The sequence below is a fragment of the Phaeobacter inhibens DSM 16374 genome, assembly GCF_000473105.1.
GTDB classification, from domain to species: domain Bacteria; phylum Pseudomonadota; class Alphaproteobacteria; order Rhodobacterales; family Rhodobacteraceae; genus Phaeobacter; species Phaeobacter inhibens.
In genome coordinates, this window is record NZ_KI421498.1 from 2,711,460 (window position 1) to 2,737,831 (window position 26,372).

Sequence of the window (26,372 nt, forward strand, 5' to 3'; positions counted from 1 at the left end):
CAGCGAGGGTAGCAATGGCACGCGGTGGCAGTGACAAAGACCGGTCCGATGGACCGGAGCGGAAATGTCTGGCAACAGGCGAGATTCAGCCCAAGGAAGGGCTGATCCGCTTCGTTGTTGGCCCCGAAGGTCAGGTGGTTCCTGACGTGATGGGTAAGTTGCCCGGGCGTGGGGTCTATGTGACTTCAACCGAGGTTGCGCTTCGCACCGCGATAAAGAAGAAACTCTTTGCGCGCGGTTTCAAGGCTCCGGTGACGGTGCCCGATGGGCTGGAAGATGAAATCAAAGGTCAGGTGCTGCGGCGCCTGATCGAACTGATCAGCCTGGCGCGCAAGTCGGGTGATGCGGTCTCTGGCTACGAGAAGGTCAAGGACTGGCTGGCCAAGGAACACGCTCGTGTCTTGATTCAGGCTTCGGATGGATCGGGACGGGGCAAATCAAAATTAAGCACGCCGCACCGTGGGAAATTCATCGGATGCCTCACTGCGGATGAGCTGGGCATGGCCTTTGGGCGCCAAACTGTGATACATGCGGCGCTGGCCTCTGGTGGACTCGGCAAACGTGTTGTAGAGGAAGCGCAACGACTACAAGGTTTGCGCGAAACGGTGGGCGGCAAGGGCCGCACGGAAGGATAAAGAGCTTTATGAGCGATAGTGACGGCAAAAAGACGTTGGGTCTTCGTGGTGGTGGGTCCCGGCCCGGGAATGTGAAACAGAGCTTCAGCCACGGTCGGACCAAGAATGTCGTGGTGGAAACCAAGCGCAAACGCGTTGTGGTCCCCAAGCCGACCGCGACAAAAGGGGGCTCCGGTGCGACGCCCTCCGGCGACGCATCGCGGCGTCCGGCTGGCATCAGCGATGCAGAGATGGCGCGCCGTCTGAAGGCGTTGCAGGCCGCCAAGGCCCGCGAAGTGGAAGAAGCGCAGCAGCGCGAAGCTGAGGAAAAGGCCCGCGCTGAAGAGCGTGAGCGCCGCCGGGCTGAGCAGGAAGCCAAGGAACGTGAACAGCGCGAAGCTGAAGAGCGTGCCCGTCAGAAGGCCGAAGACGAAGAGCGTAAGCGCGTCGAAGCCGAAACCGCTGCAAAACGCGCAGCCTCTGACGCTGAAAAGAAAAAATCTGAACCAGCCGCGGCACGCCCGGCACCCGGCCCGTCCTCGCAGCCCCGCAAGGGTGACCGCGATCGCGACGACCGGCAAAACCGCAATGCCAAGGGTCGCAATGATGGTGGCGGTCGCCGCTCCGGGAAGCTGACACTTGGTCAGGCCACCGGTGGCGAAGGCGGTCGTCAGCGCTCCATGGCGTCAATGAAGCGTAAGCAGGAGCGTGCGCGTCAGAAGGCGATGGGCTCGGTTGAGCGTGAAAAGGTGATCCGTGACGTCCAGCTGCCTGAGGCGATTGTTGTCTCTGAGCTGGCCAACCGGATGGCGGAACGCGTCGGCGAAGTAGTGAAATCTCTGATGAACATGGGCATGATGGTCACGCAGAACCAGACCATTGATGCCGATACTGCCGAGTTGATCATCGAAGAATTTGGCCACAAAGTTGTCCGGGTTTCTGATTCGGATGTCGAAGACGTCATCAAAGAGGTCGAGGACAAGGACGAAGATCTGCAGTCGCGTCCGCCAGTGATTACCATCATGGGTCACGTTGACCACGGCAAAACCTCGCTCTTGGACGCAATTCGCGATGCGCGGGTTGTTGCTGGCGAGGCCGGTGGCATCACCCAGCACATCGGTGCCTATCAGGTGAAAACCGAGGGTGGCGCTGTGCTGAGCTTCCTCGATACACCGGGTCACGCTGCCTTTACCTCCATGCGTTCGCGTGGGGCCCAGGTGACAGATATCGTGGTTCTGGTTGTTGCTGCTGACGATGCCGTGATGCCTCAGACGATTGAAGCGATCAACCACGCCAAGGCGGCGCAGGTTCCGATGATCGTTGCGATCAACAAGATCGACAAACCGGCAGCTGACCCGAACAAGGTCCGCACCGATCTGCTGCAGCACGAAGTGATCGTGGAAGCCATGTCTGGTGAAGTCCAGGATGTCGAAGTCTCTGCCGTTACAGGTCAGGGTCTCGACGAACTGCTGGAAGCGATTGCGCTGCAGGCGGAAATTCTGGAACTGAAAGCCAACCCTGATCGTGCCGCCCAAGGTGCCGTGATCGAGGCGCAGCTGGATGTGGGCCGTGGCCCTGTTGCCACCGTTCTGGTTCAGAACGGGACGCTGCGTCAGGGCGATATCTTTGTGGTGGGTGAGCAATACGGTAAGGTCCGTGCGCTGATCAACGACAAGGGTGAGCGCGTGCAGGAAGCAGGCCCCTCGGTTCCGGTTGAGGTTCTTGGCCTTAACGGGACACCCGAAGCGGGCGATGTTCTGAACGTGACCGACACCGAGGCGCAGGCCCGTGAGATCGCTGAGTATCGTGAGCAGGCCGCGAAGGATAAGCGAGCTGCTGCGGGTGCCGCGACCACGCTGGAACAGCTGATGCAGAAGGCCAAGGAAGACGAGAACGTCTCTGAGCTGCCAATTCTGGTCAAGGCCGATGTGCAAGGCTCTGCCGAGGCTATCGTTCAGGCGATGGAAAAAATCGGCAACAACGAGGTGCGCGTGCGCGTGCTGCACTCGGGTGTCGGTGCGATCACCGAGACCGATATCGGTCTGGCCGAAGCCTCCGGCGCGCCGGTTATGGGCTTCAACGTCCGTGCCAACACATCGGCGCGGAACTCTGCCAACCAGAAGGGTGTGGAGATCCGTTACTACTCGGTCATCTATGACCTTGTGGACGATGTGAAAGCTGCTGCATCGGGTCTGCTGTCCGCAGAAATCCGCGAGAACTTCATCGGCTACGCCGAGATCAAGGACGTCTTCAAAGTGTCCAACGTGGGCAAGGTTGCAGGTTGTCTGGTCACCGAAGGTGTGGCACGCCGCTCCGCCGGCGTCCGTCTGCTGCGCGACAACGTCGTGATCCACGAAGGCACGCTGAAGACTCTCAAACGCTTCAAGGACGAAGTGGCCGAGGTTCAGTCGGGTCAGGAATGCGGTATGGCGTTTGAAAACTACGATGATGTCCGCAAGGGTGATGTGATCGAGATTTTCGAGCGCGAGGAAGTGACCCGTACGCTCGATTGATCGGTAATTCGACAATGAAAATAAAAAACCCCGACCAATCTGGTCGGGGTTTTTTTGTAGCAGGTTTGGGGAGGACAAACCCGCCAAGGAGGGGCTGTGTTGGTGCCTGTCAGGCCGCGCGGCTGACCGGTTCACCTTCGTAGGTTTTGTTGCCGACACGGACTGAGATCTTCCCATTGGGCAGGCTGCGCACAAACGTGCCCTGTATAAAAATGAACGCGCCCTGTTTGATTGTTCGGATCATGATCGCTGCCACCTTTGGTCGCCAAGACTTCAATAAATTACTTCCGCTTGGCTCTCAGGGTTGACGAAAAAAGTTAACGATTGATTGATGGGCTGACCGCGACCCCGCCACAGAAGCTGGCGGAGCCATGCGATCGCACCGTAAAATAGGAAAATTCCCGGCTACAGCCAGTCTCGCAGGATCGGGATCAGCGGAATGTCAGCGGCTGGCATCGGGTAGTCGCGCAAGTTCTGCGCGCGCACCCACTTCAGGGTTTGCCCCTCTTTGGCTTGCGGGATGCCTTCCCATTTACGGCAGGCAAACAGAGGCATGAGCAGATGAAAATCATCATAGCTGTGGCTGGCAAATGTCAGTGGCGCAAGGCAGGATTCCCAGGTGTTGATGCCAAGCTCTTCCTCCAACTCCCGGATCAATGCGGCCTCAGGGGTTTCGCCTGATTCAACCTTGCCGCCTGGGAATTCCCACAGACCAGCCATCGCTTTGCCCTCAGGGCGCTGCGCGAGCAGCACACGACCTTCGACATCAATCAGGGCGACGGCGGACACAAGAACCATCTTCATGACCGGTAATCCGCGTTTATGGAAATATACTGATGGGTCAGGTCGCAGGTCCAGACGGTACTCTTCCCCTCTGCCAGCCCCAGATCAACCTTGATGACAATCTCTGGTTTCGCCATCTCGTCGGCGCCGTCGGCCTCTTTGTAGCCAGGCGAGACCCAGCCTTTTTCGGCGACCAATACCTCTCCGAAGGAGATCGACAGCTTGTCTCGGTCGGCAGCGGCGCCGGATTTACCGATGGCCATCACCACACGACCCCAGTTGGGATCCTCTCCCGCGATGGCGGTCTTCACCAGCGGTGAGTTGGCAATCGAGAGTCCATGAACCTTGGCGTCATGGTCATTCATCGCGCCTGTGACTTGGATTTCGACAAATTTGGTCGCGCCTTCGCCATCACGAACCACCTGATGTGACAAATCCAGCATTACGTTTTCCAGAGCCAGTGCAAAATCTGTGTTGCCGGTCACATCAATGCCAGAGGCGCCGGAGGCGCAGAGCATCAAACTGTCGGATGTCGAAGTATCGCTGTCCACAGTGATGCAGTTGAACGTGCGATCGCAGATCTGTGACAGGAGAGCTTGCAGGTCGTTCTGTGCGATCTGGGCATCAGTGAAAATATAAACAAGCATGGTGGCCATATCGGGCGCAATCATGCCGGAACCCTTGGCAATCCCCGCAATAGAGACTGTTTTTCTACCCACTTCAATCGTGGCACCTGCCCCCTTGGCGAAGGTGTCCGTTGTCATGATGGCTTCGGCAGCGTCTTCAATCGCTGTCGCGACCAGCCCGTCGTTCAGGGTCGCAATTTGCGACACGATCCGCTCATGGGGCAACGGTTCACCGATGACGCCGGTGGAGGCGGTGAACACCCGAGCTGCTGGAATGCCCGTGATATCCGCAACTGTGCGGGTGATCTCGGCGACGGAGGTTTGGCCATAGTGTCCGGTAAAGGCATTTGAATTGCCTGAGTTGACCAGAATGGCAGCGCCGTGTGCGGTGTGATTGTCGCTTGAGGCCAGTTTTGCCTGACAGTCCAGAACCGGTGCAGAGCGTGTCGCGGATCGAGTGAACACGCCAGCCACAGTACTGCCCGGATCCATCACGGCGAGCATCACGTCGGTGCGATTTTTGTATTTCACACCAGCCGCAGCTGAGGCAAATCGAACACCTGCGATCTGCGGCAGCTTTGGGAAGTGATCCGGCGCAAGCGGAGAACGGGGTAATGCCATTGTCAGTTCCTCACCAGATCGAGATTTTTCAGGATTGCGGGATCCAGATCTTCGATCTCAGGGCGTTCGATGGTTGCGGCGGTGGTCAGGGAGAGCACGCGGTCTTCTACTGCCTCCTGACGCATCTGCGTGGCCAGCTCTTCGCGGACCTCATCAAAGGTTGGTGCAGCGGAGGTCCGCCGATCGTTGAGCTTGATCACGTGCCAGCCAAATTGGGTCTGGACCGGATCGGAGACATCACCTGCGCCCATCACCAGAACCGCTTCTTCGAATTCCGGGACCATGCGGCCCTTGCTGAACCAGCCCAGCTCACCGCCGTTGGGACCGGACGGGCCGGTGGAGCGTTCGCGCGCCAGAGTGGCGAAATCTGCGCCGGCATCCAGTTCTGCGCGAATGTCGGCGGCATCTTCTTCGGTTTCGACCAGAATATGCGAGGCGTTGAATTCATCGCCGCCCGTGCCGTCCGTATATTTCTCATCATAGGCTGTGCGCAGATCCTCGTCCGAGGCCGCATTTTCCATGACCTTTTCGATGACGTCTGCTGCGAGCAGGGAGCGGGCCTCGTTTTCCAGCGACAGGGCCACGTATTTCGGCACCTCGCCATTCAGCTCCTGCTTCAGGCTGGTCTGCTGGATCAGCTGATCCAGGATCGCGTCATAGAGAACATCATCGGGTAGCTGTTGGTACTGCTGGGGCAATGTAGCGCGGGCAATGATCATGTGACCGATTGTGATCTCTTCGCCGTTTACCGTAGCCACCACCGTATTGGCATGGGGTTCTGCAGCTGTGGATATGGGCAGTGTCAAAGCGACTGTCAGGGCGAGCCCTGACAAATAAGTGAGACCTTTGCGCATTGAATTCTTCCTATTATCTGGCCACGGAGGGGCGTAGCGTTGACACTGTATTTGCGGGACCTTACATCGCCATGAGGCCTTTGGCAGGACCGCTGTTCCATCTTTGTTTATGGGTTGCGAGCGGGGCGGGCAAGCCTGCCAACGCCAGGGGCCAATGACAGGACGGTTGGAGAACACATGCTGGGTATCGGAACACTCGCCAAAAAGGTTTTCGGCACGCCGAATGACCGCAAAATCAAGGCGACACGGCCGCTGATTGCCAAGATCAACGCGCTGGAGCCCGAGTTCGAGAAACTCAGCGATCAGGATTTGCAGGACAAGACTGCCGAGCTGCGCAAACGCGCGCTGGACGGGGAAAGCCTGGATGACCTGCTGCCCGAGGCCTTTGCCAATGTGCGCGAAGCGGCGCGCCGGGCACTGGGTCTGCGGGCCTTTGACACCCAGCTTATGGGTGGCATTTTCCTGCATCAGGGCAATATTTCCGAGATGAAGACCGGCGAGGGTAAGACCCTCGTTGCGACCTTCCCGGCGTATCTCAATGCGCTGACGGGCAAGGGCGTGCATATTGTCACCGTCAACGAATATTTGGCCAAGCGCGACAGCGAATGGATGGGCAAGGTATTTGCGCAGCTAGGCATGACCACCGGTGTGATCTGGTCGGGTCAGCCAGACGCTGAGAAGATGGCTGCCTACCAGAGCGACGTCACCTATGCGACCAACAACGAGCTGGGCTTTGATTATCTGCGCGATAACATGAAGCCTTCGCTGGATCAGGTGTTCCAGAAGCATCATAACTTTGCGATTGTGGATGAGGTCGACTCCATCCTGATCGACGAGGCCCGCACGCCGTTGATCATCTCCGGTCCGGCGGAAGATCGGTCCGAACTCTATTCCACCATCGATAAGCTGATCCCGCTGCTGAGCGATGATCACTACGAGCTGGATGAGAAAACTCGCGGCGTTACCTTCACCGAGGATGGCAACGAATACCTCGAGCAGCAGCTGATCGCCCATGAGCTGCTTGAGGAGGGCGCATCGCTTTATGATCCCGAGAGCACAACAGTCGTGCATCACGTCAACCAGGCCCTGCGCGCGCACAAGCTGTTCCAGCGCGACAAGGACTACATCGTGCGTGACGGTGAAGTGGTACTGATCGATGAATTCACCGGACGGATGATGGCAGGTCGCCGTCTCTCCGAAGGTTTGCATCAGGCCATTGAGGCCAAGGAAGAGGTGAAGATCCAGCCAGAAAACACAACGCTGGCCTCTGTGACCTTCCAGAACTACTTTCGCCTTTATGGCAAGCTGTCGGGCATGACTGGTACCGCAATGACTGAAGCCGAGGAATTTGCCGAAATTTACGGCCTTGGCGTTGTCGAAGTGCCAACCAACCGTCCGATTGCGCGTAAGGATGAGGACGATCAGGTCTATCGTACTGCTATGGAAAAATATCAGGCGATGATCAATGAGACCAAGAAAGCCCATGAAAATGGGCAACCGGTTCTTCTGGGCACCACCTCCATTGAGAAATCTGAACTGCTGAGCCAGCTTCTTCAGAAGGAGGGCATCAAGCACAACGTGCTGAACGCCCGCCACCACGAGCAGGAAGCGCAGATTGTTGCCGATGCCGGTCGTCTGGGTGCGGTGACCATCGCCACCAATATGGCGGGCCGGGGAACCGATATCAAACTGGGCGGCAACGTCGAGTTTAAGGTGCTTGAGGCGATCGCAGAGACCCCTGATGGAGATCATGAGGCTATTCGCGCGCGCATCGAAGAGGCGCATGTCGCTGATGAGGAAGCCGTCAAACAAGCGGGTGGCCTGTTTGTGATGGCCTCTGAGCGTCACGAAAGCCGCCGCATCGACAACCAGCTGCGCGGCCGTTCCGGCCGTCAGGGTGACCCGGGCCGCACAGTGTTCTATCTCAGCCTTGAAGATGACCTGATGCGGATCTTCGGCTCCGAGCGGTTGGATAAGCTGTTGTCGACGCTGGGCATGAAGGAAGGCGAGGCGATCATTCACCCATGGGTGAACAAATCGCTGGAACGCGCACAGGCGAAGGTCGAAGGCCGCAACTTCGACATGCGCAAAAACGTACTGAAGTTTGACGATGTCATGAATGATCAGCGCAAGGTGATCTTCAATCAGCGTCGTGAAATCATGGCGGCTGAGGATCTCTCGGAAATTGTCGCTGATATGCGCCACGAGGTGATCGACGACTTGCTGGATGTACACATGCCAGCCAAGACCTACGTGGATCAGTGGGACAGCGAGGGGCTGCAGGAGCAGGTCCGTGAGAAGCTGGGTCTGGATGTTCCGGTTGTCGACTGGGCCGCGGAAGAGGGTGTCGACGACGAGCAAATTCGCGAACGTCTGGTGGAAGTCAGTGACGCGAAAATGGTTGAGAAAACTGAGGCCTTTGGTCCGGAAACCATGCGCAACATCGAAAAACAGGTTCTGCTGCAGACAATTGATGCGAAATGGCGCGAGCATCTGCTGACGCTGGAGCATCTGCGCTCCGTCGTGGGTTTCCGTGGCTACGCGCAGCGCGACCCGCTCAACGAGTATAAGAACGAGAGCTTCCAGCTGTTCGAGAATATGCTTGATACGCTGCGGGAAACCGTCACTCAGCAGCTGGCCCATGTGCGCCCGATCAGCGAAGACGAGCAGCGCCAGATGATGATGCAGATGGCCGCGCAACAGGCCGAGCTGCAGAAGGCTGCGGCGGGTGCCAATACATCAACCGCGTTGCAGGAGGCGCCAGCGGATGGTTTTGTCGAGGACGATCCCTCCACTTGGGGCAATCCATCGCGCAATGACAAATGCCCCTGTGGCTCTGGCAAGAAGTTCAAACACTGTCACGGCAGCCTCAGCTGAGGTTCCGAGGCGGAGTTATTTCGCGACAATACCCGGAGAAATCAGTGATAATTGCACGATTTCGCCAGATTCTCTGCAAGAGGCGGCCATCAATTGGCCGCCTTTCTACGTCACGGTTCCTTAACCTTTTTGGGTAAGGAGTCGGTAATGATCAGCAAACGCACAGCCCTGATGAGCGCGGCGACCCTTTGTAGCGCCCTGGCGATTGGTCTTGTCATGCAGCATACCGCTGGCAGTCCACAGACCAGTGTAGCCGCCCCTGTTGCGGAGCTGGCCGTCGTTGCGGAAGCAGCACCGCCCGATCTGTCTGCGGATGTCCCGCTTCAGATTGACGCCATCAGCCTGACGGCAGCAACACCCGAGGCAGGTGACAGCGACGCTCAGCAAGTCCTGCGTCAGAATCCCGAGACCTCCTGCGAGATGACCGCTGAGGCGGTTCCCGGCCCGATGGCTGAGGTCCGGCTGACCGTATTGTCCCTGTGCCGACCGGGTGAACGTTTGACCATTCACCACAACGGCATGATGTTTTCCGGCCGACTGGATGAGACCGGCGCGTTAACGGTGCAGATACCGGCTCTGTCCTCTTCGGCTGTGTTTATCGTGGAACCCAAAAGCGGTCGCGGGGCGGTTGCGACAACATCGGTACCGGATCTGGATCTTGTTAGTCGGGTCGTGTTGCAATGGGCAGGCAACAGTGGGTTTGAATTGCATGCGCGGGAATTTGGCGCGGGCTATGGCAGCGCGGGTCACGTTTGGCGTGGCGCCGATCTGACGGCAGGCCGTGGCTCTGTCGTACAGCTTGGCGACGCCACGCAGTTGGCCCCGCGGCTGGCGGAGGTCTATAGCGTCCCGCGCCTTGGCGGTGCTCAAAGCGGAGCGATTGATCTGACCGTGGAGGCCGAGGTGACAGCAATCAATTGTGGTCGTGATGTTTCGGCGCAGACGCTGGAATTGCGTGATGGCAGATTGCGGACCCGTGACCTGACGCTGGCAATGCCGGATTGTGCTGCAACAGGTGACTTTCTTGTGTTGAATAATCTTCTGGAAACCCTGAAAATCGCCGCAAATTAACTCGCGGTTTATTCAGGATTTCTCATGGCTTTGTTTCGTGCGGTGATATGCGCCGCACTCTTTCTTGTCACCTGGATCCTGCCGCTGAAGGCGCAGGACGTGACACTTTCGTCGCCGGATGGAGCTGTTGAGATCACCGGGAATATTCTGGGATTCGACGGCGAATTCTATCGCGTTGACACCAAGTTCGGCGAACTGACGGTCGACGGCTCTGGTGTCAGCTGTGAGGGACCGGGGTGCCCTAGCCTGTCTGATTTCGTTGCGGAGATCAGCCTGTCGGGATCGTCGACCATGGCAGAGGTCCTGTTACCGGCTCTGATCGAGGGGTTTGCGCTGCGAAACGGGTTTCAGACACGACGCGATCCTATGCCCGACAATAATTTCGACTATGTCCTGCTGCGCGATACTGGCCGCGTTGCGGCGAGGTTCAGTTTTTTTGTCAGCAACACGGACGAAGGATTTGCCGATCTTCTCGCGAATGAGGCCGATATCGTTATGGCCTTGCGTGAAATTCGAAGCGCCGAGCGTGAGCGGGCCCGTGAGGCGGGGATGGGCGACATGACTGGCGCACAGCGCAGCCGCGTTCTGGCGCTGGATGCGATGGTGCCCGTTGTGGCCCCAGGCAATCCCGTCCGCTCAATCTCAGTCGCAGATCTGGCGCGGGTGCTGTCTGGTGACCTTAGCAACTGGTCGGAACTGGGTGGACCGAATGCGCCGATTTCGCTCCATCTTCCGGTGGCCGGTTCCGGCCTGGCACAGGCGATATCGGATCGTTTGGAGACACCAAATATTGCGGGACTTGGGACCCGTTTGCGGCGCCATGATCGTGGCAGTACCTTGGTGCGCGTGGTTGCAACGGACCCCTTTGCGCTCGGATTAGCAAGTTTTGCCGAGACTTCGACCGCACGGGTCCTGACATTGCGCGGTGCCTGCGGGTTTTCGCTACGAGCCAACCGCCGTTCGATCAAGACCGAAGATTATCCGCTGACCGCGCCCATGTTTCTCTATCTGCCGTCCCGGCGGCTGCCCAAACTGGCGCGGGATTTCCTGAGCTATGTGCGTGGACCTGGTGCGCAAATCGTGATTCGCAGGGCTGGCTTCGTCGATCAGGCGCCCGAGCGTATTTCCATGAACGTACAGGGTGACCGGTTGGCTAATGCGATCACGGCGGCGGGGTCGGAAGTCCCGCTGGAGGAATTGCAGCGGCTTGTCAGTCGGTTGGATGGCCTACAGCGTTTGACCACGTCTTTCCGGTTTGAGCCGGGCTCGACCCGTCCGGACGCGCAATCGCGGAGCAATATAACACAACTGGCGCGCTCGCTTGAGGCGGGTGCCTATGATGCGCGGGAACTGGTTTTCGTCGGCTTCTCAGACGGGGATGGACCGGCGAGCGGCAATAGATCCATCGCTAAGAAACGTGCCGAAGCGGTGCGTGATGCGGTGATTGCAGCTGCTGAAACCGCGAATTTGGAGCGCACGGAAATTGAGATTGCAGCATTCGGTGAAGCGCTGCCAATGGCCTGTGAAGACCAGCGGTGGGGGCGTCAGGTGAATCGCCGGGTGGAAGTTTGGGTCCGTTAGCCAGCTATAGGTACCCCGCCGACCGAAAGCTGAGTTCGCTGGATTTTCCGATGATCAGGTGATCGTGTAGCACAATATCCAGCGCGGCGAGAGCACGGGCAACCCGGTCGGTCATTTCGATGTCGCTGGGCGAGGGCGTCGGATCGCCTGATGGATGATTATGCACCAATATCAGGGCGCTGGCGCTGATCTCCAAGGCACGCTTTGCGATTTCCCGTGGATAGACAGGTACATGGTCAACGGTGCCTTTGGCCTGTTCCTCATCCGCAATTAATGTGTTCTTACGATCAAGATATAACACCCGGAATTGCTCAGTTTCGCGGTGGGCCATGACCGTATGGCAATAATCCAGCAATGCGTCCCAAGAGGACAGGATGTGGCGTTGCAGTACCTTCGCGCGGGCCATGCGATGGGCGGCGGCTTCCAACACCTTGAGGTCGGTGATCACCGCCTCTCCAACTCCCGCAATCCGTGCGAGCTGTTCAGGAGGCGCAGTAATCACGCGATTGAAATCGCCAAAATTGTCGAGCAACTGGCGCGCCAGCGGTTTCACATCCCGGCGCGGGATGGAGCGGAACAGCACCAGTTCCAGCAGTTCGTAATCCGGCATCGCAGCAGCGCCCCCTGTCATGAACCGGTCCCGCAGCCGGGCGCGATGATCCTTGATATAGGAGGGTGGCGACGGTGGTTTTCGGGCGGGTGCAATGATCTTTGCGCTGTCTGGAAACAGCGGCAGAGAGACGTCCTCGAATGCGGGATCCTTGGGCATGGTGCAATGCTCGCGCCATCAGGGTTGCGAAAAGGTTAATCGGTCAGATCAAAGCTGCTACATGCCGCAAACCCATCAAAAAAAGCGCCCCGTTCGGGGGCGCTTTATCTTTTTATTTTGGTCGAACAGGCTGGTCTTAGCCCTTCATCCCGTCCCAGAAACTCTTGACCGAGGAGAAGAAACTCCGCGATTCCGGGTTGGTGTTGTCCTCGGATAGATCCTCGAATTCCCGCAGCAGCTCTTTCTGCCGGGAGGTGAGGTTCACCGGGGTTTCCACCGCCAGTTCGATAAACATGTCGCCGGTGGCACCACCGCGCAGAGCAGGCATCCCCTTACCACGCAGGCGCATCTGGCGACCAGATTGACTGCCTTCAGGGATCTGAACCCGCCCGCGACCACCGTCGATGGTGGGCACTTCGATCGCCCCGCCAAGGGCGGCCTTGGCCAAGGATACCGGGACGCGGCAATAAAGATTGTTGCCGTCGCGTTCAAACAGATCATGCGCGGCCACTTCTACGAAGATGTAGAGATCACCGGGAGGCCCTCCTCGCATACCCGCCTCACCTTCGCCAGCAAGGCGAATGCGGGTGCCGGTTTCTACGCCAGCAGGGATGTTCACCGACAGGGAGCGATCTTTCTCGACACGACCGTGGCCCTGGCAGGATTTGCAGGGATTCTTGATGATCTGGCCAAGGCCGGAGCAGGTGGGACAGGTGCGTTCCACCGTGAAAAAGCCCTGTTGCGCGCGCACTTTGCCCATGCCGGAGCAGGTCGGGCAGGTGGTTGGCTCCACGCCGCCCTCGGCGCCAGTGCCCTCGCAGGACCCACAGGCCACAGCAGTCGGCACGTTGATGGTTTTGTGCATCCCTGCAAAGGCATCCTCGAGCGAGATGCGCAGGTTGTAGCGCAGGTCGGAGCCGCGCGCGGCTCGTTGCCGTCCGCCACCCTGGCCGCCGCGTCCACCCATGAAGTCGCCGAACAGATCGTCGAATACATCAGAGAAGGCAGAGGAGAAGTCACCGCCGCCAAAGCCCTGGCCACCCTGGCCGCCGCGCTGACCGCCACCCATGCCGTTTTCAAAGGCCGCGTGGCCGTAGCGATCGTATGCGGCCTTTTTCTCCGGGTCTTTCAGAACATCATAGGCCTCATTGGCCTCTTTGAATTGCCCCTCGGATTCGGGATTGTCCTTGTTCCGATCGGGGTGCAGCTCTTTGGCCTTCTTGCGAAAGCCTTTCTTGATTTCATCGGCGGTGGCCCCTTTGGACACCCCGAGAACGTCATAGTAATCTCGTTTGGACATCGGAATACCCTTCTTGCCGCAACGAAAGCGGGCCGGCCCGGAGTTCGGACCGGCCCGCTCTGGCCAAAATCAGACCTTAACGCTTGTTGTCGTCCAGATCTTCGAATTCGGCATCGACAATGTCATCATCACCGGGGCCTGCCGCGTCATCTGCGGCGGTCGGCTCATCCGCAGCCTCTTCCTGGCTCGACTTGTAGATCGCCTCACCCAGCTTCATCGCAGCCTCGGTGACATTCTGAACGCCGGATTTGATCTTCTCGGCGGTGGACTTCTCATTCTCGAGATCGTCCTTCAGTGCGGCAATCGCCAGTTCGATGGCTTCGATGGTGGTCGGGTCGACCTTGTCGCCATGCTCTTCCATCGATTTCTCAGTGGAGTGAATCAGGCTTTCGGCCTGGTTCTTGGCTTCGATCAGCTCGCGGCGTTCCTTGTCCGCCTCGGCATTGTCCTCGGCATCCTTGACCATCTTTTCGATATCGTCATCGGACAGGCCACCGGAGGCCTGGATGGTGATATTCTGCTCTTTGCCAGTCGCCTTGTCCTTTGCGCCGACCGAGACGATGCCGTTGGCGTCGATGTCAAAAGTGACTTCGATCTGCGGCATACCACGCGGTGCGGGCGGGATGTCTTCGAGGTTGAACTGGCCGAGCATCTTGTTGTCGGCCGCCATCTCACGCTCACCCTGGAACACGCGAATGGTCACGGCGTTCTGGTTGTCTTCCGCAGTGGAGAAGACCTGGCTCTTCTTGGTCGGGATGGTGGTGTTACGGTCGATCAGACGCGTGAACACGCCACCTAGGGTTTCGATACCCAGCGACAGCGGCGTCACATCGAGCAGAACAACGTCTTTCACATCGCCCTGCAGAACGCCGGCCTGAATGGCGGCACCCATGGCAACAACCTCATCCGGGTTCACACCCTTGTGCGGTTCCTTACCGAAGAATTTGCTGACCTCTTCGATAACCTTGGGCATACGGGTCATACCACCGACCAGAACAACCTCGTCGACGTCAGATGCCGAGAGACCCGCATCTTTCAGCGCAGCGGCACAAGGCTTCATGGAAGCTTTGATCAGGTCGCCGACCAGGCTTTCCAGCTTGGCGCGGGTCAGCTTCATAACCATGTGCAGCGGTTGGCCCGAGGACGGATCCATCGAGATGAACGGCTGGTTGATTTCGGTCTGGCTGGAGGAGGACAGCTCAATCTTGGCTTTTTCAGCGGCTTCTTTCAGACGCTGCAGGGCCATTTTGTCCTTGGTCAGGTCGACGCCGTGCTCTTTCTTGAACTGATCTGCCAGGTAGTTGACGATCCGCATGTCGAAGTCTTCACCACCAAGGAACGTGTCACCGTTGGTGGACTTAACCTCGAACAGGCCGTCATCGATTTCCAGAATGGTCACGTCGAAAGTACCGCCGCCGAGGTCATAGACCGCGATGGTTTGGGTTTCTTCCTTGTCCAGACCGTAGGCCAAGGCCGCAGCTGTCGGTTCGTTGATGATGCGCAGCACTTCAAGGCCGGCAATCTTGCCCGCGTCCTTGGTCGCCTGACGCTGAGCGTCGTTGAAATAGGCAGGCACGGTGATGACGGCCTGGGTCACTTCTTCGCCGAGATAGGATTCGGCGGTCTCTTTCATCTTGCCCAGAATGAAGGCGGAGATCTGCGAAGGGGAGTATTTCTCACCCTTGGCTTCGACCCATGCGTCTCCGTTGCCGCCGTTGATCACGGCGAAGGGCAGATTTTTCTTGTCTTTGGCCAGATCGCTGTCATCAAACCGGCGACCGATCAGGCGCTTGACGCCAAAAACGGTATTGTCCGGGTTGGTCACGGCCTGACGTTTGGCCGGCTGGCCCACCAGACGTTCATCGTCGGTGAAGGCTACGATCGACGGCGTGGTACGGGCGCCCTCAGCGTTTTCGATAACGCGAGGCTGCGAGCCGTCCATGATGGCCACACAGGAGTTGGTGGTCCCGAGGTCGATTCCGATAACTTTGCTCATATTCGATCCCTTTTTACTTTCTAAGGCGATTACCCGAGGTCTGAACCCATTTTGGCATTCCGGCCCCGATTCAGTTGCGGTTTGGTCTGCACCTCACCGCTTCCCGGCGTATATAGGGAGCGCAAATGCCCCCTGCAACCGCCAGATCGCGTCCTGTTTCGCGAATTACAGCGGTTTTTGACAGGGGAGCGGTTAAGAACGGGCTAACAGTGATGATGAAGTTGCGATTGCGGGGGTTTGAGCTGACAAAACCCCTTCTGGATATGGATGGGCAGCAGCGGCTGATTGAGTGTCTGCGCCCCGTTCTGCGCGCAGCACCACTGTTTTCGCCTGAGGTGCCCGGTGGCGGTAAGATGTCAGTGCGGATGACATCAGCCGGGGCCTATGGCTGGTTCAGTGACCGGGATGGATACCGCTATGAAGAGCGCCACCCGACCGGGCGCCGCTGGCCTGAGATACCATCAGAGATTCTGGACATCTGGCGGGTCACCACTGGGTTGGAGCGACAACCGGATTGTTGCCTGATTAATTACTATGGTGAAGGGGCCCGGATGGGGCTGCATCAGGACAAGGATGAGGCGGATTTTTCCTACCCGGTGGTGTCAGTCTCTCTAGGCGATGACGGTTTGTTGCGGATTGGCAATCAATCGCGCGGGGGCAAGACCGATACTGTCTGGTTGAACTCGGGTGATGTGGTCGTGATGGGTGGGGATGCCCGGCTGACCTATCACGGGGTTGATCGCATTCGGTTCAAATCCTCACGCCTGCTGCCGAAGGGCGGGCGGATCAATCTGACGCTGCGTGTGGTGACCTAAATATCTGTCTGCCTGGTGGATCAGCGCTTTGCGCCCCAGCTGATCGAGGCACGGCGGCGCGTGTAAAACTCCCCCATCAAGCCAATCATGATCAGGACGAGTGCCACCCAACCGGCGTATTGCCAGTTGCTGAAATGGGGGTTGTAGTTGATGAACACAAACCCCCGTGCCTGATCAATGCAATGAAACAGCGGGTTCCAGTCGAACATCGACAGCATGAAGCTGGGCAGAGTGTTCGCTAGAAACATCTTTCCCGAGGCGATCATATTGGCCCTTTGGTAGATCGTGGAGATGATGCCAACAGTCCCCGGCGACCAAGGTTTCATGACCAGCAGGATCAAACCTACCGCAGCGCCGGTTATCCAAGAGAGCAGCACCATGCCAAAGGCCGCAATCGGTTCCTCAATTTCAATTGGGGTGAACGCCACGTGATAGACGAACAGGATGATCAGCATCGACAGCACCTGAATATACAGTGATCCCAGTGCCGCCGACAGAATGGCGACGATCGTGTTCATCGGAGCGTGCTGCATCATCGGGCTGCTTGGCCCCTCTGCTCCGGCGACGGCGGAAACGGCCTTGGTGTGGGTCAGGAACAAAAAGACGCCCGACATCACATAGAGCAGGAAATCGCCGCGAATGGCCGAACCACGCAGGCCGAGCAGGGAAAACATCACGTAAAACACGACGACAAACATCACGGCCTGCATGAGATTGGTCGCAAGAGCCATGAAAGCATTATTATGTTTGGAGCGCACACTGCGCGCCACGGAATGAAAGACAACCTCACCCATGGCGATGAGGCTGCTGAGACGAGACCGTTTGTGGCGTTGCTCGAACATGATGTCGCTTAGTCCGGACCTGCTTTAGGTGAAACTCTGCTTATCGTTACCACGGAAATCTTGCTGTTCCCTTTCCTCGCGACCATAAGGGGGACAACTGCTGTAATCAACCAAACCCGGTCAGGGAGAGCGTTTGTGACATATGATGACCTTATTCCGGTAATTCGCCGATTGGCGATCGAGGCCGGAGAGAAGATCATGGAGATCTACAACTCGGATGAATTCGAGGTGAAGGTGAAGTCGGACGAAAGCCCGGTCACTGCCGCCGATGAGGCCGCAGATGCGCTGATCTCTGCCGGGCTGCGGGCGGCATTTCCGGATGTGATGCTGGTGACCGAAGAGCAGGCCGATTCGCATAGCAAGAGCGGCGACACTTTTCTGATCGTTGACCCCTTGGATGGAACCAAGGAGTTTATTCATCGCCGCGGTGACTTCACCGTCAATATCGCGCTGGTTGAAAAAGGTGTGCCGACCCGTGGTGTGGTCTATGCGCCGGCGCGGTCGCGGATGTTCTTCACCTTGGCGGACGGATCAGCGGTTGAGGAAACCGGCGCTTTTGATCCCGCAGCCATGGGAGAGATCAAGCCCATTCGTGTTGCAGACAGCAATAATGATGCGCTGATGGTGGTTGCCTCCAAATCGCATCGCGATCAGGCGACTGATGACTACATCAATAAATATGCTGTGAAAGACAGTAAAAGTGCGGGATCCTCGTTGAAGTTCTGTCTGGTCGCCACCGGGGAAGCCGATCTTTATCCACGGGTTGGCCGCACCATGGAATGGGACACTGCGGCCGGTCATGCTGTTCTGGGTGGAGCAGGTGGCCAAGTGGTGCGTTTCGATGACCACGCCCCACTCACTTATGGCAAGGAGGGGTATGCCAACCCCTTCTTTATCGCCTACGCGCCGGGTGTGGAGTTGAAAAAAGCCTGATGTCTGTCCTGATTGTCATCCCTGCCCGCTATGCCTCCACACGCTATCCCGGCAAACCGCTTGTTGCGCTGACCGGTGCCAGCGGAGAAAGCCAGACCTTGATTGAACGGTCCTGGCGCGCTGCCATGGCCGTCAATGGTGTCGATCGTGTTGTGGTGGCCACCGATGATGAGCGGATTCGGGGGGCTGCCACAGGCTTTGGCGCTGAGGTGGTTATGACCTCCGAAAGCTGCGGCAACGGGACCGAGCGTTGTGCAGAAGCGCTGGCGACGCTTGAGGGCGGGTACGATATAGTCGTGAACCTGCAAGGTGACGCGCCGCTGACGCCACATTGGTTTGTTGAAGATCTGATCTCGGGTCTGCGCGATGCCCCTGACAAGGGGCTGGCAACACCGGTGTTGCGTTGCGACGGGGCGACGCTGAACAGTCTGCTGGCAGACCGTAAGGCCGGTCGCGTCGGCGGCACCACCGCCGTGTTCGGGCGGGATAACAACGCGCTCTACTTCTCAAAGGAAGTGGTGCCGTTCACTTCAACGGCCTATGAGGCGGATCAAGACACCCCGGTGTTTCATCACGTCGGAGTCTATGCCTACCGGCCAGACGCGCTCAGTGCTTATCCAGGGTGGCCTGTCGGTCCCCTGGAGACGCTGGAGGGGCTGGAGCAGCTGCGCTTCCTTGAAAATGGTCGCAAGATCCTCTGCGTTGAGGTTGAGGCGCGCGGACGTGAATTCTGGGAGCTGAACAACCCCGAAGACGTACCGCTGATTGAGGCGATGATGGAAAAGATGGGTCACAAATAGGCCTGAATTGTCGATAAAATGAAACATCTTAGGGAAGGTCGTGAGCGAAACGTGACTGGGGGTATATTTTCTGAATTGCCTGCGGAATACTTAAGCCGGCCTTTCAAGGCAGGTTTTGTCACCAAATCGGCCACCACTGACAAACCGCATCAGAACGGTTTGAGAAATAGACAATGAGAGTGCGAAATGCGTAGAAAAGTAACGAAGGCAATTTTTCCGGTGGCCGGTCTTGGAACGCGGTTCCTGCCGGCGACCAAATCTGTTCCCAAAGAAATCATGACGCTGGTGGACCGTCCGCTGGTCCAATACGCCATTGATGAGGCGCGTGAGGCCGGGATCAAGGAATTCATCTTTGTAACCTCGCGCGGCAAAGGCGCGCTTGAGGACTATTTTGACCACTCGCCCATGCTCGAACAGGAGCTGCGGAAGAAGGGCAAGGACGACCTTCTGGATATCCTGAAGGCGACCAATATGGATTCGGGCGCGATCGCCTATATTCGTCAGCATCAGGCGCTAGGCCTTGGCCACGCGGTTTGGTGCGCGCGCCGTCTGATCGCCAATGAACCCTTTGCCGTGATCCTGCCCGATGACGTCATCGCGGCGGAAACACCCTGTCTCAAGCAGATGGTGGAAGCCTATGAAGAAACCGGCGGCAATATGGTTGCGGCCATGGAGGTTCCCCCGGAGCAGACATCATCCTACGGGGTGCTGGATGTGCGCGATGATATGGGATCGGTGGTGTCTGTGAATGGCATGGTTGAGAAGCCCAAAGCCGAAGAGGCGCCATCTAATCTTGCGGTGATTGGCCGCTATATTCTGGCCCCTTCTGTGCTGCGGAATCTGAACAAGAAGAAACAGGGCGCTGGCGGTGAAATCCAACTGACGGATGCCATTGCGGAAGACATCGCCGCTGATGTGCCGGTTTATGGCTACCGGTTCCGTGGTCAGCGATTTGACTGCGGGTCCAAGGCGGGTTTCCTGCAGGCGACGGTTGCCTTCGCGCTGGCGCGTGAGGAACTCCGTGATGATCTGATGTGCTATATCAATCAGATTGCGCAGGTCGATAAGGCGGCGCAATAATACCTGCCACTTTGCTGCGATTGGCGAAGATTGGTGACATGTGAATTTTGGGTGGCCGGGCAGCAACGTCCGGCCTTTTGATCAGGAAAACGCTGCTTTGACACATATTCTGGTGACCGGTGGGGCTGGTTACATCGGCTCCCACGCTTGCAAGGCGCTGCGCGCGGCTGGGTTCACGCCCGTGACCTACGACAATCTGGTAACGGGCTGGCAGGACGCGGTGAAATTCGGCCCCTTCGAGAAGGGGGATCTGAGTGATCGCGCGCGACTGGACGAAGTTTTTGCCAAATATCAGCCGGCGGCGGTTATGCATTTTGCCGCGCTGAGTCAGGTCGGCGAAGCCATGAGCGAACCTGGCCGTTACTGGGCCAACAATGTAGGTGGCTCCCTAACACTGATTGAGGCTGCGGTTGCGGCCGATTGTCTTGATTTCGTGTTTTCTTCCACCTGCGCCACCTACGGGGAGCATGACAATGTGGTGCTGGACGAAAGCACGCCGCAGGTGCCTTTGAATGCCTATGGCGCCTCCAAACGTGCGGTGGAGGATATTTTGCGCGACTTTGGTGCGTCGCATGGGCTGCGATCGGTGATTTTCCGCTATTTCAACGTGGCGGGTGCGGATCCCGAGGCTGAGGTGGGTGAATTCCATCGTCCCGAGACCCATCTGGTGCCGCTGGTTCTGGATGCGATTGACGGCAAACGCGATGCGCTGACCATTTTCGGAACCGATTATGACACGCCGGATGGTACCTGTGTGCGCGACTACGTGCATGTTTGCGACCTGGTTGATGCCCATGTTCTGGGCCTCAACTGGCTGAAGGATGGCAAAGGCAGTCAGGTCTTCAATCTGGGGACAGGCACCGGGTTCTCGGTGCGCGAAGTGATGGACAAGGCCGAAGCGACTACCGGCAAATCGGTGCCGCATTCTATCGGGCCACGGCGCGCCGGGGATTGTACCAAATTGGTCTCGGGCTCTGTGCGTGCAGCGACACTGCTGGGCTGGGAACCAACGCGGTCCGACCTTGAGACGATGATTGCGGATGCCTGGGGCTGGCACAATGCCGGCGCATACGAGCGTTAGGGTGACGGGGCCTGTTTTGGCTCCGGGTTCTATGCCGCTGCCAGAGATTTCACTGGCGGCGGCCTATCGGTTGAGATGGCAGCGCCGTCAGCTGCTCTGGCGGGCATTTCGGGCGCGTCATCAACTGCGCAGGGTGACGGATCATACCGCCATCCTGGCAAAGGATGCTTTGATCGCCATCACCGTTCTGCGAAATGAGGCGACCCGGATCCCCTTTTTCCTGCAGTTCTACCGTGAGTTGGGTGTTGATCACTTTTTGATCGTCGACAATGGCAGTGATGATGGGTGCGCGGAATATCTTGCCACGCAGCCGGATGTTTCGCTCTGGCAGACTGGCGCCAGCTACCGCGTTGCGCGGTTCGGTCTGGATTGGGCGACCTGGCTGCAGATCCGCCATGGTCACCGCCGCTGGTGCCTAAGTGTTGATACAGACGAATTGCTGGTGTTCGGCGGCGATGCGCAACATGGTTTGCGTGGCCTGACCCATTGGCTGGACCGTCAGGGCAGGGTGGGCTTTGGCGCACTGATGCTGGATCTTTTCCCCAGGGGACCGCTGGGAAAGGTGAGCTATTCCCCCGGCGATGATCCCCGCACTGTGTTGCCGTGGTTCGATCCAGATCCTTATCGCAGCACGCGTCAGGCACCGCGCGGCAATCTGTGGGTGCAGGGCGGCACGCGGGAGCGGGTGTTTTTTGCTGCTGAACCGCAGCGAGCACCGACGTTGAACAAAATCCCTTTGATCAAATGGGATCGCCGCTACGCCTATACCAATTCTACCCATGCGGCGCTGCCGCGATGGCTGAATGCGCTGTACGATGGACCGGGTGGGGGGATGCCATCCGGAGTGCTTCTGCACAGCAAATTCCTGCCTGAGATCGCGGAAAAAGCGAGGATAGAAAAACAACGCGGTCAGCACTTCAGTCAGCCGCATCAATTCGAAAACTACTACGATCAGTTGGCGGCGGGGCCGGACCTATGGCACGATAAGGCACTGCGTTACGTGGGGCCAGATCAGCTTGAGGCGCTGGGGCTGGCCCGCGCCCCGGATTGGGACGCGGGCTAATGTTTAGCTGCGTTCGGCGTTTTGCTCGTCGCGGCGCTGGCGTACCAGTTGGCGTTTTGTGACCAGCGAGGCGGTGACCACGCCGAGCGTTACAATGGCGATCATAATCGTGGAAAGTGCGTTGATCTCTGGGCTGACGCCCAGACGCACGGCTGAAAAAATCTTGATCGGCAGAGTCGTTGCGGCCGGACCGGACGTGAATGACGCGATCACCAGATCGTCCAGCGATAGGGTAAAGGCCAAGAGCCAGCCGGAGATGACTGCAGGTGCGATGATCGGTAGCGTCACGAGGCGGAATGCCTCAGCCGCCGAGCAGCCAAGATCAAGCGCAGCCTCCTCCAGCGAGCGGTCAAAGGTCACCAGCCGCGAGGAAACGACAACCGAAACATAGCACATCGAAAAGGTCGTATGCGCCAGCACGATGGTCATCACTCCGCGATCCAGACCGATGCCGATGAATAGAAGCAGTAGCGACAGGCCGGTGATCACCTCTGGCATAACCAGCGGCGCATAGATCATCCCTGAAAATAGCGTGCGGCCTAGGAAACGCCCCCCGCGCACCAGGACATAGGCGGCCATGGTGCCCAGAACCGTTGCGATGGTTGAGGACATTACCGCCACCTTCAGCGTCACCCAGGCCGCATTCAGAAACGCCTCATTCTGCAGCAGTTCACCGTACCATTTGACGGAGAACCCCGCCCAGACGGTGACCAGTTTGCTCTCATTGAAGCTGAAGATGATCAGGATCACCATCGGGATATAAAGAAACGCAAACCCCAGTGTCAGCGAAACCGTGTTGAACCAGCTCAATCGGGTCATTGGTCCGCCTCCTGTTGTTTCTGCTGGTTGCGCTGGAACAGCACGATAGGCACGATCAGGATCAGAAGCAGCACAACCGCCACCGCTGAGGCCACTGGCCAGTCACGGTTTGAGAAGAACTCTTCCCACAGCACCTTGCCGATCATCAGCGTATCAGATCCACCCAGCAGTGATGGGATCACGAATTCGCCCAGCGTCGGAATGAAGACGAGGAAACAGCCCGCGATAATACCTGCGCGCGAAAGTGGAATGGTGACCAGCCAGAAGGCCTCCATACGCGAGCAACCCAGATCTTCGGCGGCCTCAATGAGCGAGCCATCCAGCCGTTCCAAAGCGGAGTAGATCGGCAGAATCATAAAGGGCAGATAGGTGTAGACGATGCCGATATAGACAGCTGTATTGGTGTTCAGGATTGTCAGCGGTGTATCAATCAGCCCAGCCCATATCAGGAACTGATTCAAAAGGCCTTCGTTCGACAGGATTCCCATCCACGCATAGACCCGGATCAGAAAGCTGGTCCAGAACGGCAGGATCACCAGCATCATCAGCGTTGGGCGCCATTCCGAAGGCGCGCGCGCCATGCCGTAGGCCATCGGATAGCCGACCAGCAACGTCAGAACTGTCGATACCACCGCAATGCGCAGCGAGCTGAGATAGGCTTTCCAGTAGAGATCATCTTCGGTCAACCAAGTGAAATTCTCAAAATCCAGATCCGAAAGGAAGGCGCCGATACCAGTGACCCAGTCGAACTGTGGCATATAGGGTGGGCGCGCAACGGCGGCATCCGACAGCGAGATTTTGAAGACGATGGCGAAAGGCACAAGAAACAGCGCCAATAGCCAGGCATAGGGGATAGCGATCAGGAAAAAGCGGCGCATCAGTTCGCCAGCAGAACACCGGCCGTGGCTGTCCAAGACAGCCAGACCGGGTCTTCCCAGGTAAAGGCGCGACGCGCAATGCGGCGGGTATTAGCGGCCTGCGCCTTGATCACCGCGCCGGAGGGCAGCTCAACGTGATAAGTGGAGATATTGCCAAGGTAGGCGATATCCAGAATGCGCCCCTGCACGGTGTTGTCAGCCTCCGCCGGGCGCTCGGCGCTGATCGTGACCTTCTCCGGGCGGATCGCCAGATGACACTCCTGCCCGTCGGAGAAGGATGCCTGGCTTTTGACTGTGAGCGGGGCGGCGCCGTCTTTCCAGTTGACTGCATATTGTTCGGGGCCGGTGGGGGTGGCGGTGCCGCCGATGATGTTCACATCGCCAATGAAATCCGCAACATATAGTGAATTTGGGGTCTCATAGATCCGGTCTGGTGTGGCCACTTGCACGATCCGGCCATTGTCCATCACCGCCACGCGGGAGGCGACAGTCATTGCTTCTTCCTGATCATGGGTGACAATCACAAAAGTGGTGCCGGTTTTTTCCTGAATATCCATCAGTTCAAACTGAGTATCCTGGCGCAGCTTCTTGTCGAGCGCGCCGAGTGGTTCATCCAGCAGAAGCAGTTTCGGAGCTTTGGCCAGCGACCGGGCCAAGGCAACCCGCTGGCGTTGGCCGCCAGAGATCTGGTGTGGTTTGCGGCGGGCGAATTTCTCAAGTCGGGTCAGTCGCAGCATTTCCTGCACCCGTTCGGCGATGTCATGCTTGGGCTTGTTTTCGCGCTTCAGCCCAAAGGCGATATTGTCCCAGACGCTCAGATGCGGAAACAGCGCGTAGGACTGGAACATCATATTCACCAGTCGCTTGTTCGGCGGCACCGGGGCAATGTCCTGACCTGACAGGAAAATCTTACCTTCGGTTGGGGTCTCAAACCCTGCAAGCATCCGCATCATTGTTGTTTTGCCACAGCCTGACGGGCCAAGCAGAGCAAAGAATTCTTTCTCATAAATCCCGAGCGTAAGATCGTCGATGGCGGTGAACTCACCAAAACGTTTGGTGACATTCTGGAATTGGATCAGGGGCTTGGCCTCTGGATCGTTCCAGGGTTCAAAAACAGGAATGGTCACGTGAGCCCCCAGTAATAGACGCAGGTTGTGGGACGGGCGTGGAACAGCTGCCGACGTCCCCAAAAGGTAAAACGCGGGGCAGATATCATGCCCCGCGTGATCAACAGTGTCGGATCAAGTCCCGGACTTGATCTTGGTCCACATGCGGGTGGCCTTACGCTGTACCTTGGGCGGATAGGCTTCTTTGATGTAGAGGTTTTTAAGGGTTTCCTCGCTTGGGTAGATCGCGGGATCGCCGATCACATCTTCCTCAAGGAACTCCTGGCTCGCCTTGTTGCCATTGGCATAATAAACGTAGTTGGAGGCCGCCGCCATATTCTCGGCTTCCATGATGAAGTTCAGGAACTTATGCGCGCCTTCCGGGTTTGGTGCATCAACCGGGATCGCCATCTGGTCGAACCACATCAGAGCGCCTTCCTTGGGGGCGTTGAAGACGATTTCCACACCGTTGTCGGCCTCGTCAGCACGGTCACGCGCCTGCAGGATGTCACCAGACCAGCCAAACGCCACGCAGATATCACCGTTTGCCAACGCGTTGATATATTCGGAGCTGTGGAATTTCTTCACATAAGGGCGGATGGCCATCAGCACTGGCTCAGCCTTGGCCACCACATCGGGGTCCATGCTGTTGGGATCTTCGCCAATATATTTCAAAGCCGCTGGAATCATCTCATCAGGAGCATCCAGGAAGTAGACGCCACAATTGGCCAGTTTCTCCATGTTGTCCGGGTTGAATACCAGTTCAAGCGAGTCGATCGGTGCATCGGCCCCCAGCGCTTCCTCCACCTTGGCCGTATTGGCGCCAATACCGGTGGTGCCCCACATGTAATTCACTGAATAGAGATTGTCGGGATCATAACGGGCGGTGCGATCCTCGATCACGTCCCACATGTTGCCTGCGTTCGACAGTTTGCTTGTATCCAGTTTCTGGAACGCGCCGGCCTGGATCTGTCGCGCCAGGAAGGACCCGGTTGGAACCACAACGTCATAACCGGACCCGCCGGCCAGCATTTTGGTTTCGAGCAACTCATTGCTGTCGAAAACGTCGTAGATCAGATCAATGCCGGTTTCGGTTTCGAATTTCTCCAGCAGATCTTCATCGATATAGTCGGACCAGTTGTAAACGCGAACTTCTTCGGCGACGGCGGCCGCACTGCTCAGCGCCACGATGGCGGTCAATGTCATCGTCTTGAGTGTCATGAGTATCTCCCTGTGCGTGCCGGTTTCCGTGCCCGGCTGGTAAGGATTTGATCAAGTTTTGCCTCATTCGGCAATACTGTTTATGTTTTCACCTGGGAAAACTTGGTGCAAGCTGCCCAAAATTTAGGA

Annotated in this window: 23 protein-coding genes; 11 read left to right on the forward strand and 12 right to left on the reverse strand. The window is 57.8% G+C overall.

What is annotated here, in order from left to right; genetic code table 11:
• Positions 1 to 14 precede the first annotated feature (14 nt).
• On the forward strand, positions 15 to 635 hold the full coding sequence (locus tag INHI_RS0116755; protein ID WP_027248351.1) for an RNA-binding protein: 621 nt from the start codon (positions 15 to 17) through the stop codon (positions 633 to 635).
• An 8-nt stretch (positions 636 to 643) separates the two neighbouring features.
• A complete protein-coding gene (gene infB / locus INHI_RS0116760) occupies positions 644 to 3,127 on the forward strand; it encodes a translation initiation factor IF-2 (protein ID WP_027248352.1) in 2,484 nt (827 codons plus the stop codon).
• 109 nt (positions 3,128 to 3,236) lie between these two features.
• On the opposite strand, the gene INHI_RS21395 is transcribed toward infB, so the two are convergent.
• The 4 genes from INHI_RS21395 to INHI_RS0116780 form a co-directional block, all read right to left on the reverse strand.
• A complete protein-coding gene (locus INHI_RS21395; protein WP_024098841.1) occupies positions 3,237 to 3,371 on the reverse strand; it encodes a hypothetical protein in 135 nt (44 codons plus the stop codon).
• Between the two features lie 161 nt (positions 3,372 to 3,532).
• Positions 3,533 to 3,931 carry an 8-oxo-dGTP diphosphatase MutT gene (gene mutT / locus INHI_RS0116770; RefSeq protein ID WP_014876346.1) on the reverse strand — a complete coding sequence of 133 codons (399 nt, stop codon included), beginning with the start codon at positions 3,929 to 3,931 and terminating at the stop codon, positions 3,533 to 3,535.
• Positions 3,928 to 5,157 carry a bifunctional glutamate N-acetyltransferase/amino-acid acetyltransferase ArgJ gene (gene argJ / locus INHI_RS0116775; RefSeq protein WP_027248353.1) on the reverse strand — a complete coding sequence of 410 codons (1,230 nt, stop codon included), beginning with the start codon at positions 5,155 to 5,157 and terminating at the stop codon, positions 3,928 to 3,930. Before argJ ends, mutT begins: the two co-directional genes overlap by 4 nt.
• A gap of 2 nt (positions 5,158 to 5,159) precedes the next feature.
• Positions 5,160 to 6,011 carry a peptidylprolyl isomerase gene (locus INHI_RS0116780; protein WP_027248354.1) on the reverse strand — a complete coding sequence of 284 codons (852 nt, stop codon included), beginning with the start codon at positions 6,009 to 6,011 and terminating at the stop codon, positions 5,160 to 5,162.
• A gap of 177 nt (positions 6,012 to 6,188) precedes the next feature.
• Here INHI_RS0116780 and secA point away from each other — a divergent pair, with 177 nt between their 5' ends.
• The 3 genes from secA (at position 6,189) to INHI_RS0116795 (ending at position 11,540) form a co-directional block, all read left to right on the forward strand.
• Positions 6,189 to 8,888, forward strand: a complete 2,700-nt coding sequence (gene secA / locus INHI_RS0116785; protein ID WP_027248355.1) for a preprotein translocase subunit SecA — start codon at positions 6,189 to 6,191, stop codon at positions 8,886 to 8,888.
• Between the two features lie 147 nt (positions 8,889 to 9,035).
• Positions 9,036 to 9,959, forward strand: coding sequence for a hypothetical protein (locus INHI_RS0116790; protein WP_027248356.1), 924 nt, complete (start codon positions 9,036 to 9,038; stop codon positions 9,957 to 9,959).
• A 24-nt stretch (positions 9,960 to 9,983) separates the two neighbouring features.
• The gene (locus INHI_RS0116795) at positions 9,984 to 11,540 is read left to right on the forward strand and encodes a substrate-binding domain-containing protein (protein WP_027248357.1); all 1,557 of its coding nucleotides are present in this window, start codon (positions 9,984 to 9,986) and stop codon (positions 11,538 to 11,540) included.
• 4 nt (positions 11,541 to 11,544) lie between these two features.
• Here INHI_RS0116795 and radC read toward each other — a convergent pair whose 3' ends face one another.
• The 3 genes from radC to dnaK all read right to left on the reverse strand — a co-directional run bounded on the left by radC (position 11,545) and on the right by dnaK (position 15,605).
• Positions 11,545 to 12,309 (reverse strand): RadC family protein, encoded by a 765-nt coding sequence (gene radC, locus INHI_RS0116800; protein ID WP_027248358.1) that lies wholly within the window; start codon positions 12,307 to 12,309, stop codon positions 11,545 to 11,547.
• A gap of 136 nt (positions 12,310 to 12,445) precedes the next feature.
• Entirely contained in the window at positions 12,446 to 13,609 is a 1,164-nt protein-coding gene (gene dnaJ, locus INHI_RS0116805; RefSeq protein ID WP_014876339.1) for a molecular chaperone DnaJ, read from the reverse strand.
• A gap of 76 nt (positions 13,610 to 13,685) precedes the next feature.
• Positions 13,686 to 15,605, reverse strand: a complete 1,920-nt coding sequence (gene dnaK / locus INHI_RS0116810) for a molecular chaperone DnaK (RefSeq protein WP_014876338.1) — start codon at positions 15,603 to 15,605, stop codon at positions 13,686 to 13,688.
• A 212-nt stretch (positions 15,606 to 15,817) separates the two neighbouring features.
• Here dnaK and INHI_RS0116815 point away from each other — a divergent pair, with 212 nt between their 5' ends.
• A complete protein-coding gene (locus INHI_RS0116815; RefSeq protein WP_027248359.1) occupies positions 15,818 to 16,420 on the forward strand; it encodes an alpha-ketoglutarate-dependent dioxygenase AlkB family protein in 603 nt (200 codons plus the stop codon).
• Positions 16,421 to 16,440: 20 nt separating this feature from the next.
• Here the strand turns inward: INHI_RS0116815 and INHI_RS0116820 are convergent, their stop codons facing one another.
• The gene (locus INHI_RS0116820; protein ID WP_014876336.1) at positions 16,441 to 17,262 is read right to left on the reverse strand and encodes an ABC transporter permease; all 822 of its coding nucleotides are present in this window, start codon (positions 17,260 to 17,262) and stop codon (positions 16,441 to 16,443) included.
• Between the two features lie 135 nt (positions 17,263 to 17,397).
• Between INHI_RS0116820 and cysQ the strand changes: the two genes are divergently transcribed.
• From cysQ to INHI_RS0116845, 5 genes are all read left to right on the forward strand, one after another.
• On the forward strand, positions 17,398 to 18,195 hold the full coding sequence (cysQ, locus tag INHI_RS0116825; protein WP_014881489.1) for a 3'(2'),5'-bisphosphate nucleotidase CysQ: 798 nt from the start codon (positions 17,398 to 17,400) through the stop codon (positions 18,193 to 18,195).
• Positions 18,195 to 18,995 carry a 3-deoxy-manno-octulosonate cytidylyltransferase gene (locus tag INHI_RS0116830; protein ID WP_014881488.1) on the forward strand — a complete coding sequence of 267 codons (801 nt, stop codon included), beginning with the start codon at positions 18,195 to 18,197 and terminating at the stop codon, positions 18,993 to 18,995. The genes cysQ and INHI_RS0116830 overlap by 1 nt, the downstream gene beginning before the upstream one ends.
• A 186-nt stretch (positions 18,996 to 19,181) precedes the next feature.
• The gene (gene galU, locus INHI_RS0116835; protein ID WP_014876333.1) at positions 19,182 to 20,075 is read left to right on the forward strand and encodes a UTP--glucose-1-phosphate uridylyltransferase GalU; all 894 of its coding nucleotides are present in this window, start codon (positions 19,182 to 19,184) and stop codon (positions 20,073 to 20,075) included.
• Positions 20,076 to 20,172: 97 nt separating this feature from the next.
• A complete protein-coding gene (gene galE / locus INHI_RS0116840) occupies positions 20,173 to 21,156 on the forward strand; it encodes a UDP-glucose 4-epimerase GalE (RefSeq protein WP_027248360.1) in 984 nt (327 codons plus the stop codon).
• 31 nt (positions 21,157 to 21,187) lie between these two features.
• Positions 21,188 to 22,219 carry a glycosyltransferase family 2 protein gene (locus INHI_RS0116845; protein WP_036767140.1) on the forward strand — a complete coding sequence of 344 codons (1,032 nt, stop codon included), beginning with the start codon at positions 21,188 to 21,190 and terminating at the stop codon, positions 22,217 to 22,219.
• Between the two features lie 3 nt (positions 22,220 to 22,222).
• On the opposite strand, the gene INHI_RS0116850 is transcribed toward INHI_RS0116845, so the two are convergent.
• From INHI_RS0116850 to INHI_RS0116865, 4 genes are all read right to left on the reverse strand, one after another.
• Positions 22,223 to 23,038: an ABC transporter permease gene (locus INHI_RS0116850; RefSeq protein ID WP_014881485.1), complete on the reverse strand. Its 816-nt coding sequence runs from the start codon at positions 23,036 to 23,038 to the stop codon at positions 22,223 to 22,225.
• Positions 23,035 to 23,916 carry an ABC transporter permease subunit gene (locus INHI_RS0116855; protein ID WP_027248362.1) on the reverse strand — a complete coding sequence of 294 codons (882 nt, stop codon included), beginning with the start codon at positions 23,914 to 23,916 and terminating at the stop codon, positions 23,035 to 23,037. The genes INHI_RS0116850 and INHI_RS0116855 overlap by 4 nt, the downstream gene beginning before the upstream one ends.
• Positions 23,916 to 25,043, reverse strand: coding sequence for an ABC transporter ATP-binding protein (locus tag INHI_RS0116860; RefSeq protein WP_014881483.1), 1,128 nt, complete (start codon positions 25,041 to 25,043; stop codon positions 23,916 to 23,918). Before INHI_RS0116860 ends, INHI_RS0116855 begins: the two co-directional genes overlap by 1 nt.
• Before the next feature lie 114 nt (positions 25,044 to 25,157).
• A complete protein-coding gene (locus tag INHI_RS0116865; protein WP_014876327.1) occupies positions 25,158 to 26,243 on the reverse strand; it encodes a polyamine ABC transporter substrate-binding protein in 1,086 nt (361 codons plus the stop codon).
• Positions 26,244 to 26,372 lie beyond the last annotated feature (129 nt).

Excerpts from the sequence above, each read along its gene's own strand:
- INHI_RS0116755 (WP_027248351.1), top strand. The coding sequence starts at position 15 with ATGGCACGCGGTGGCAGTGACAAAGACCGGTCCGATGGACCGGAGCGG.
- infB (WP_027248352.1), top strand. The coding sequence starts at position 644 with ATGAGCGATAGTGACGGCAAAAAGACGTTGGGTCTTCGTGGTGGTGGG.
- INHI_RS21395 (WP_024098841.1), bottom strand. The coding sequence starts at position 3,371 with ATGATCCGAACAATCAAACAGGGCGCGTTCATTTTTATACAGGGCACG.
- mutT (WP_014876346.1), bottom strand. The coding sequence starts at position 3,931 with ATGAAGATGGTTCTTGTGTCCGCCGTCGCCCTGATTGATGTCGAAGGT.
- argJ (WP_027248353.1), bottom strand. The coding sequence starts at position 5,157 with ATGGCATTACCCCGTTCTCCGCTTGCGCCGGATCACTTCCCAAAGCTG.
- INHI_RS0116780 (WP_027248354.1), bottom strand. The coding sequence starts at position 6,011 with ATGCGCAAAGGTCTCACTTATTTGTCAGGGCTCGCCCTGACAGTCGCT.
- secA (WP_027248355.1), top strand. The coding sequence starts at position 6,189 with ATGCTGGGTATCGGAACACTCGCCAAAAAGGTTTTCGGCACGCCGAAT.
- INHI_RS0116790 (WP_027248356.1), top strand. The coding sequence starts at position 9,036 with ATGATCAGCAAACGCACAGCCCTGATGAGCGCGGCGACCCTTTGTAGC.
- INHI_RS0116795 (WP_027248357.1), top strand. The coding sequence starts at position 9,984 with ATGGCTTTGTTTCGTGCGGTGATATGCGCCGCACTCTTTCTTGTCACC.
- radC (WP_027248358.1), bottom strand. The coding sequence starts at position 12,309 with ATGCCCAAGGATCCCGCATTCGAGGACGTCTCTCTGCCGCTGTTTCCA.
- dnaJ (WP_014876339.1), bottom strand. The coding sequence starts at position 13,609 with ATGTCCAAACGAGATTACTATGACGTTCTCGGGGTGTCCAAAGGGGCC.
- dnaK (WP_014876338.1), bottom strand. The coding sequence starts at position 15,605 with ATGAGCAAAGTTATCGGAATCGACCTCGGGACCACCAACTCCTGTGTG.
- INHI_RS0116815 (WP_027248359.1), top strand. The coding sequence starts at position 15,818 with ATGATGAAGTTGCGATTGCGGGGGTTTGAGCTGACAAAACCCCTTCTG.
- INHI_RS0116820 (WP_014876336.1), bottom strand. The coding sequence starts at position 17,262 with ATGTTCGAGCAACGCCACAAACGGTCTCGTCTCAGCAGCCTCATCGCC.
- INHI_RS0116830 (WP_014881488.1), top strand. The coding sequence starts at position 18,195 with ATGTCTGTCCTGATTGTCATCCCTGCCCGCTATGCCTCCACACGCTAT.
- galU (WP_014876333.1), top strand. The coding sequence starts at position 19,182 with ATGCGTAGAAAAGTAACGAAGGCAATTTTTCCGGTGGCCGGTCTTGGA.
- INHI_RS0116845 (WP_036767140.1), top strand. The coding sequence starts at position 21,188 with ATGCCGCTGCCAGAGATTTCACTGGCGGCGGCCTATCGGTTGAGATGG.
- INHI_RS0116850 (WP_014881485.1), bottom strand. The coding sequence starts at position 23,038 with ATGACCCGATTGAGCTGGTTCAACACGGTTTCGCTGACACTGGGGTTT.
- INHI_RS0116855 (WP_027248362.1), bottom strand. The coding sequence starts at position 23,916 with ATGCGCCGCTTTTTCCTGATCGCTATCCCCTATGCCTGGCTATTGGCG.
- INHI_RS0116865 (WP_014876327.1), bottom strand. The coding sequence starts at position 26,243 with ATGACACTCAAGACGATGACATTGACCGCCATCGTGGCGCTGAGCAGT.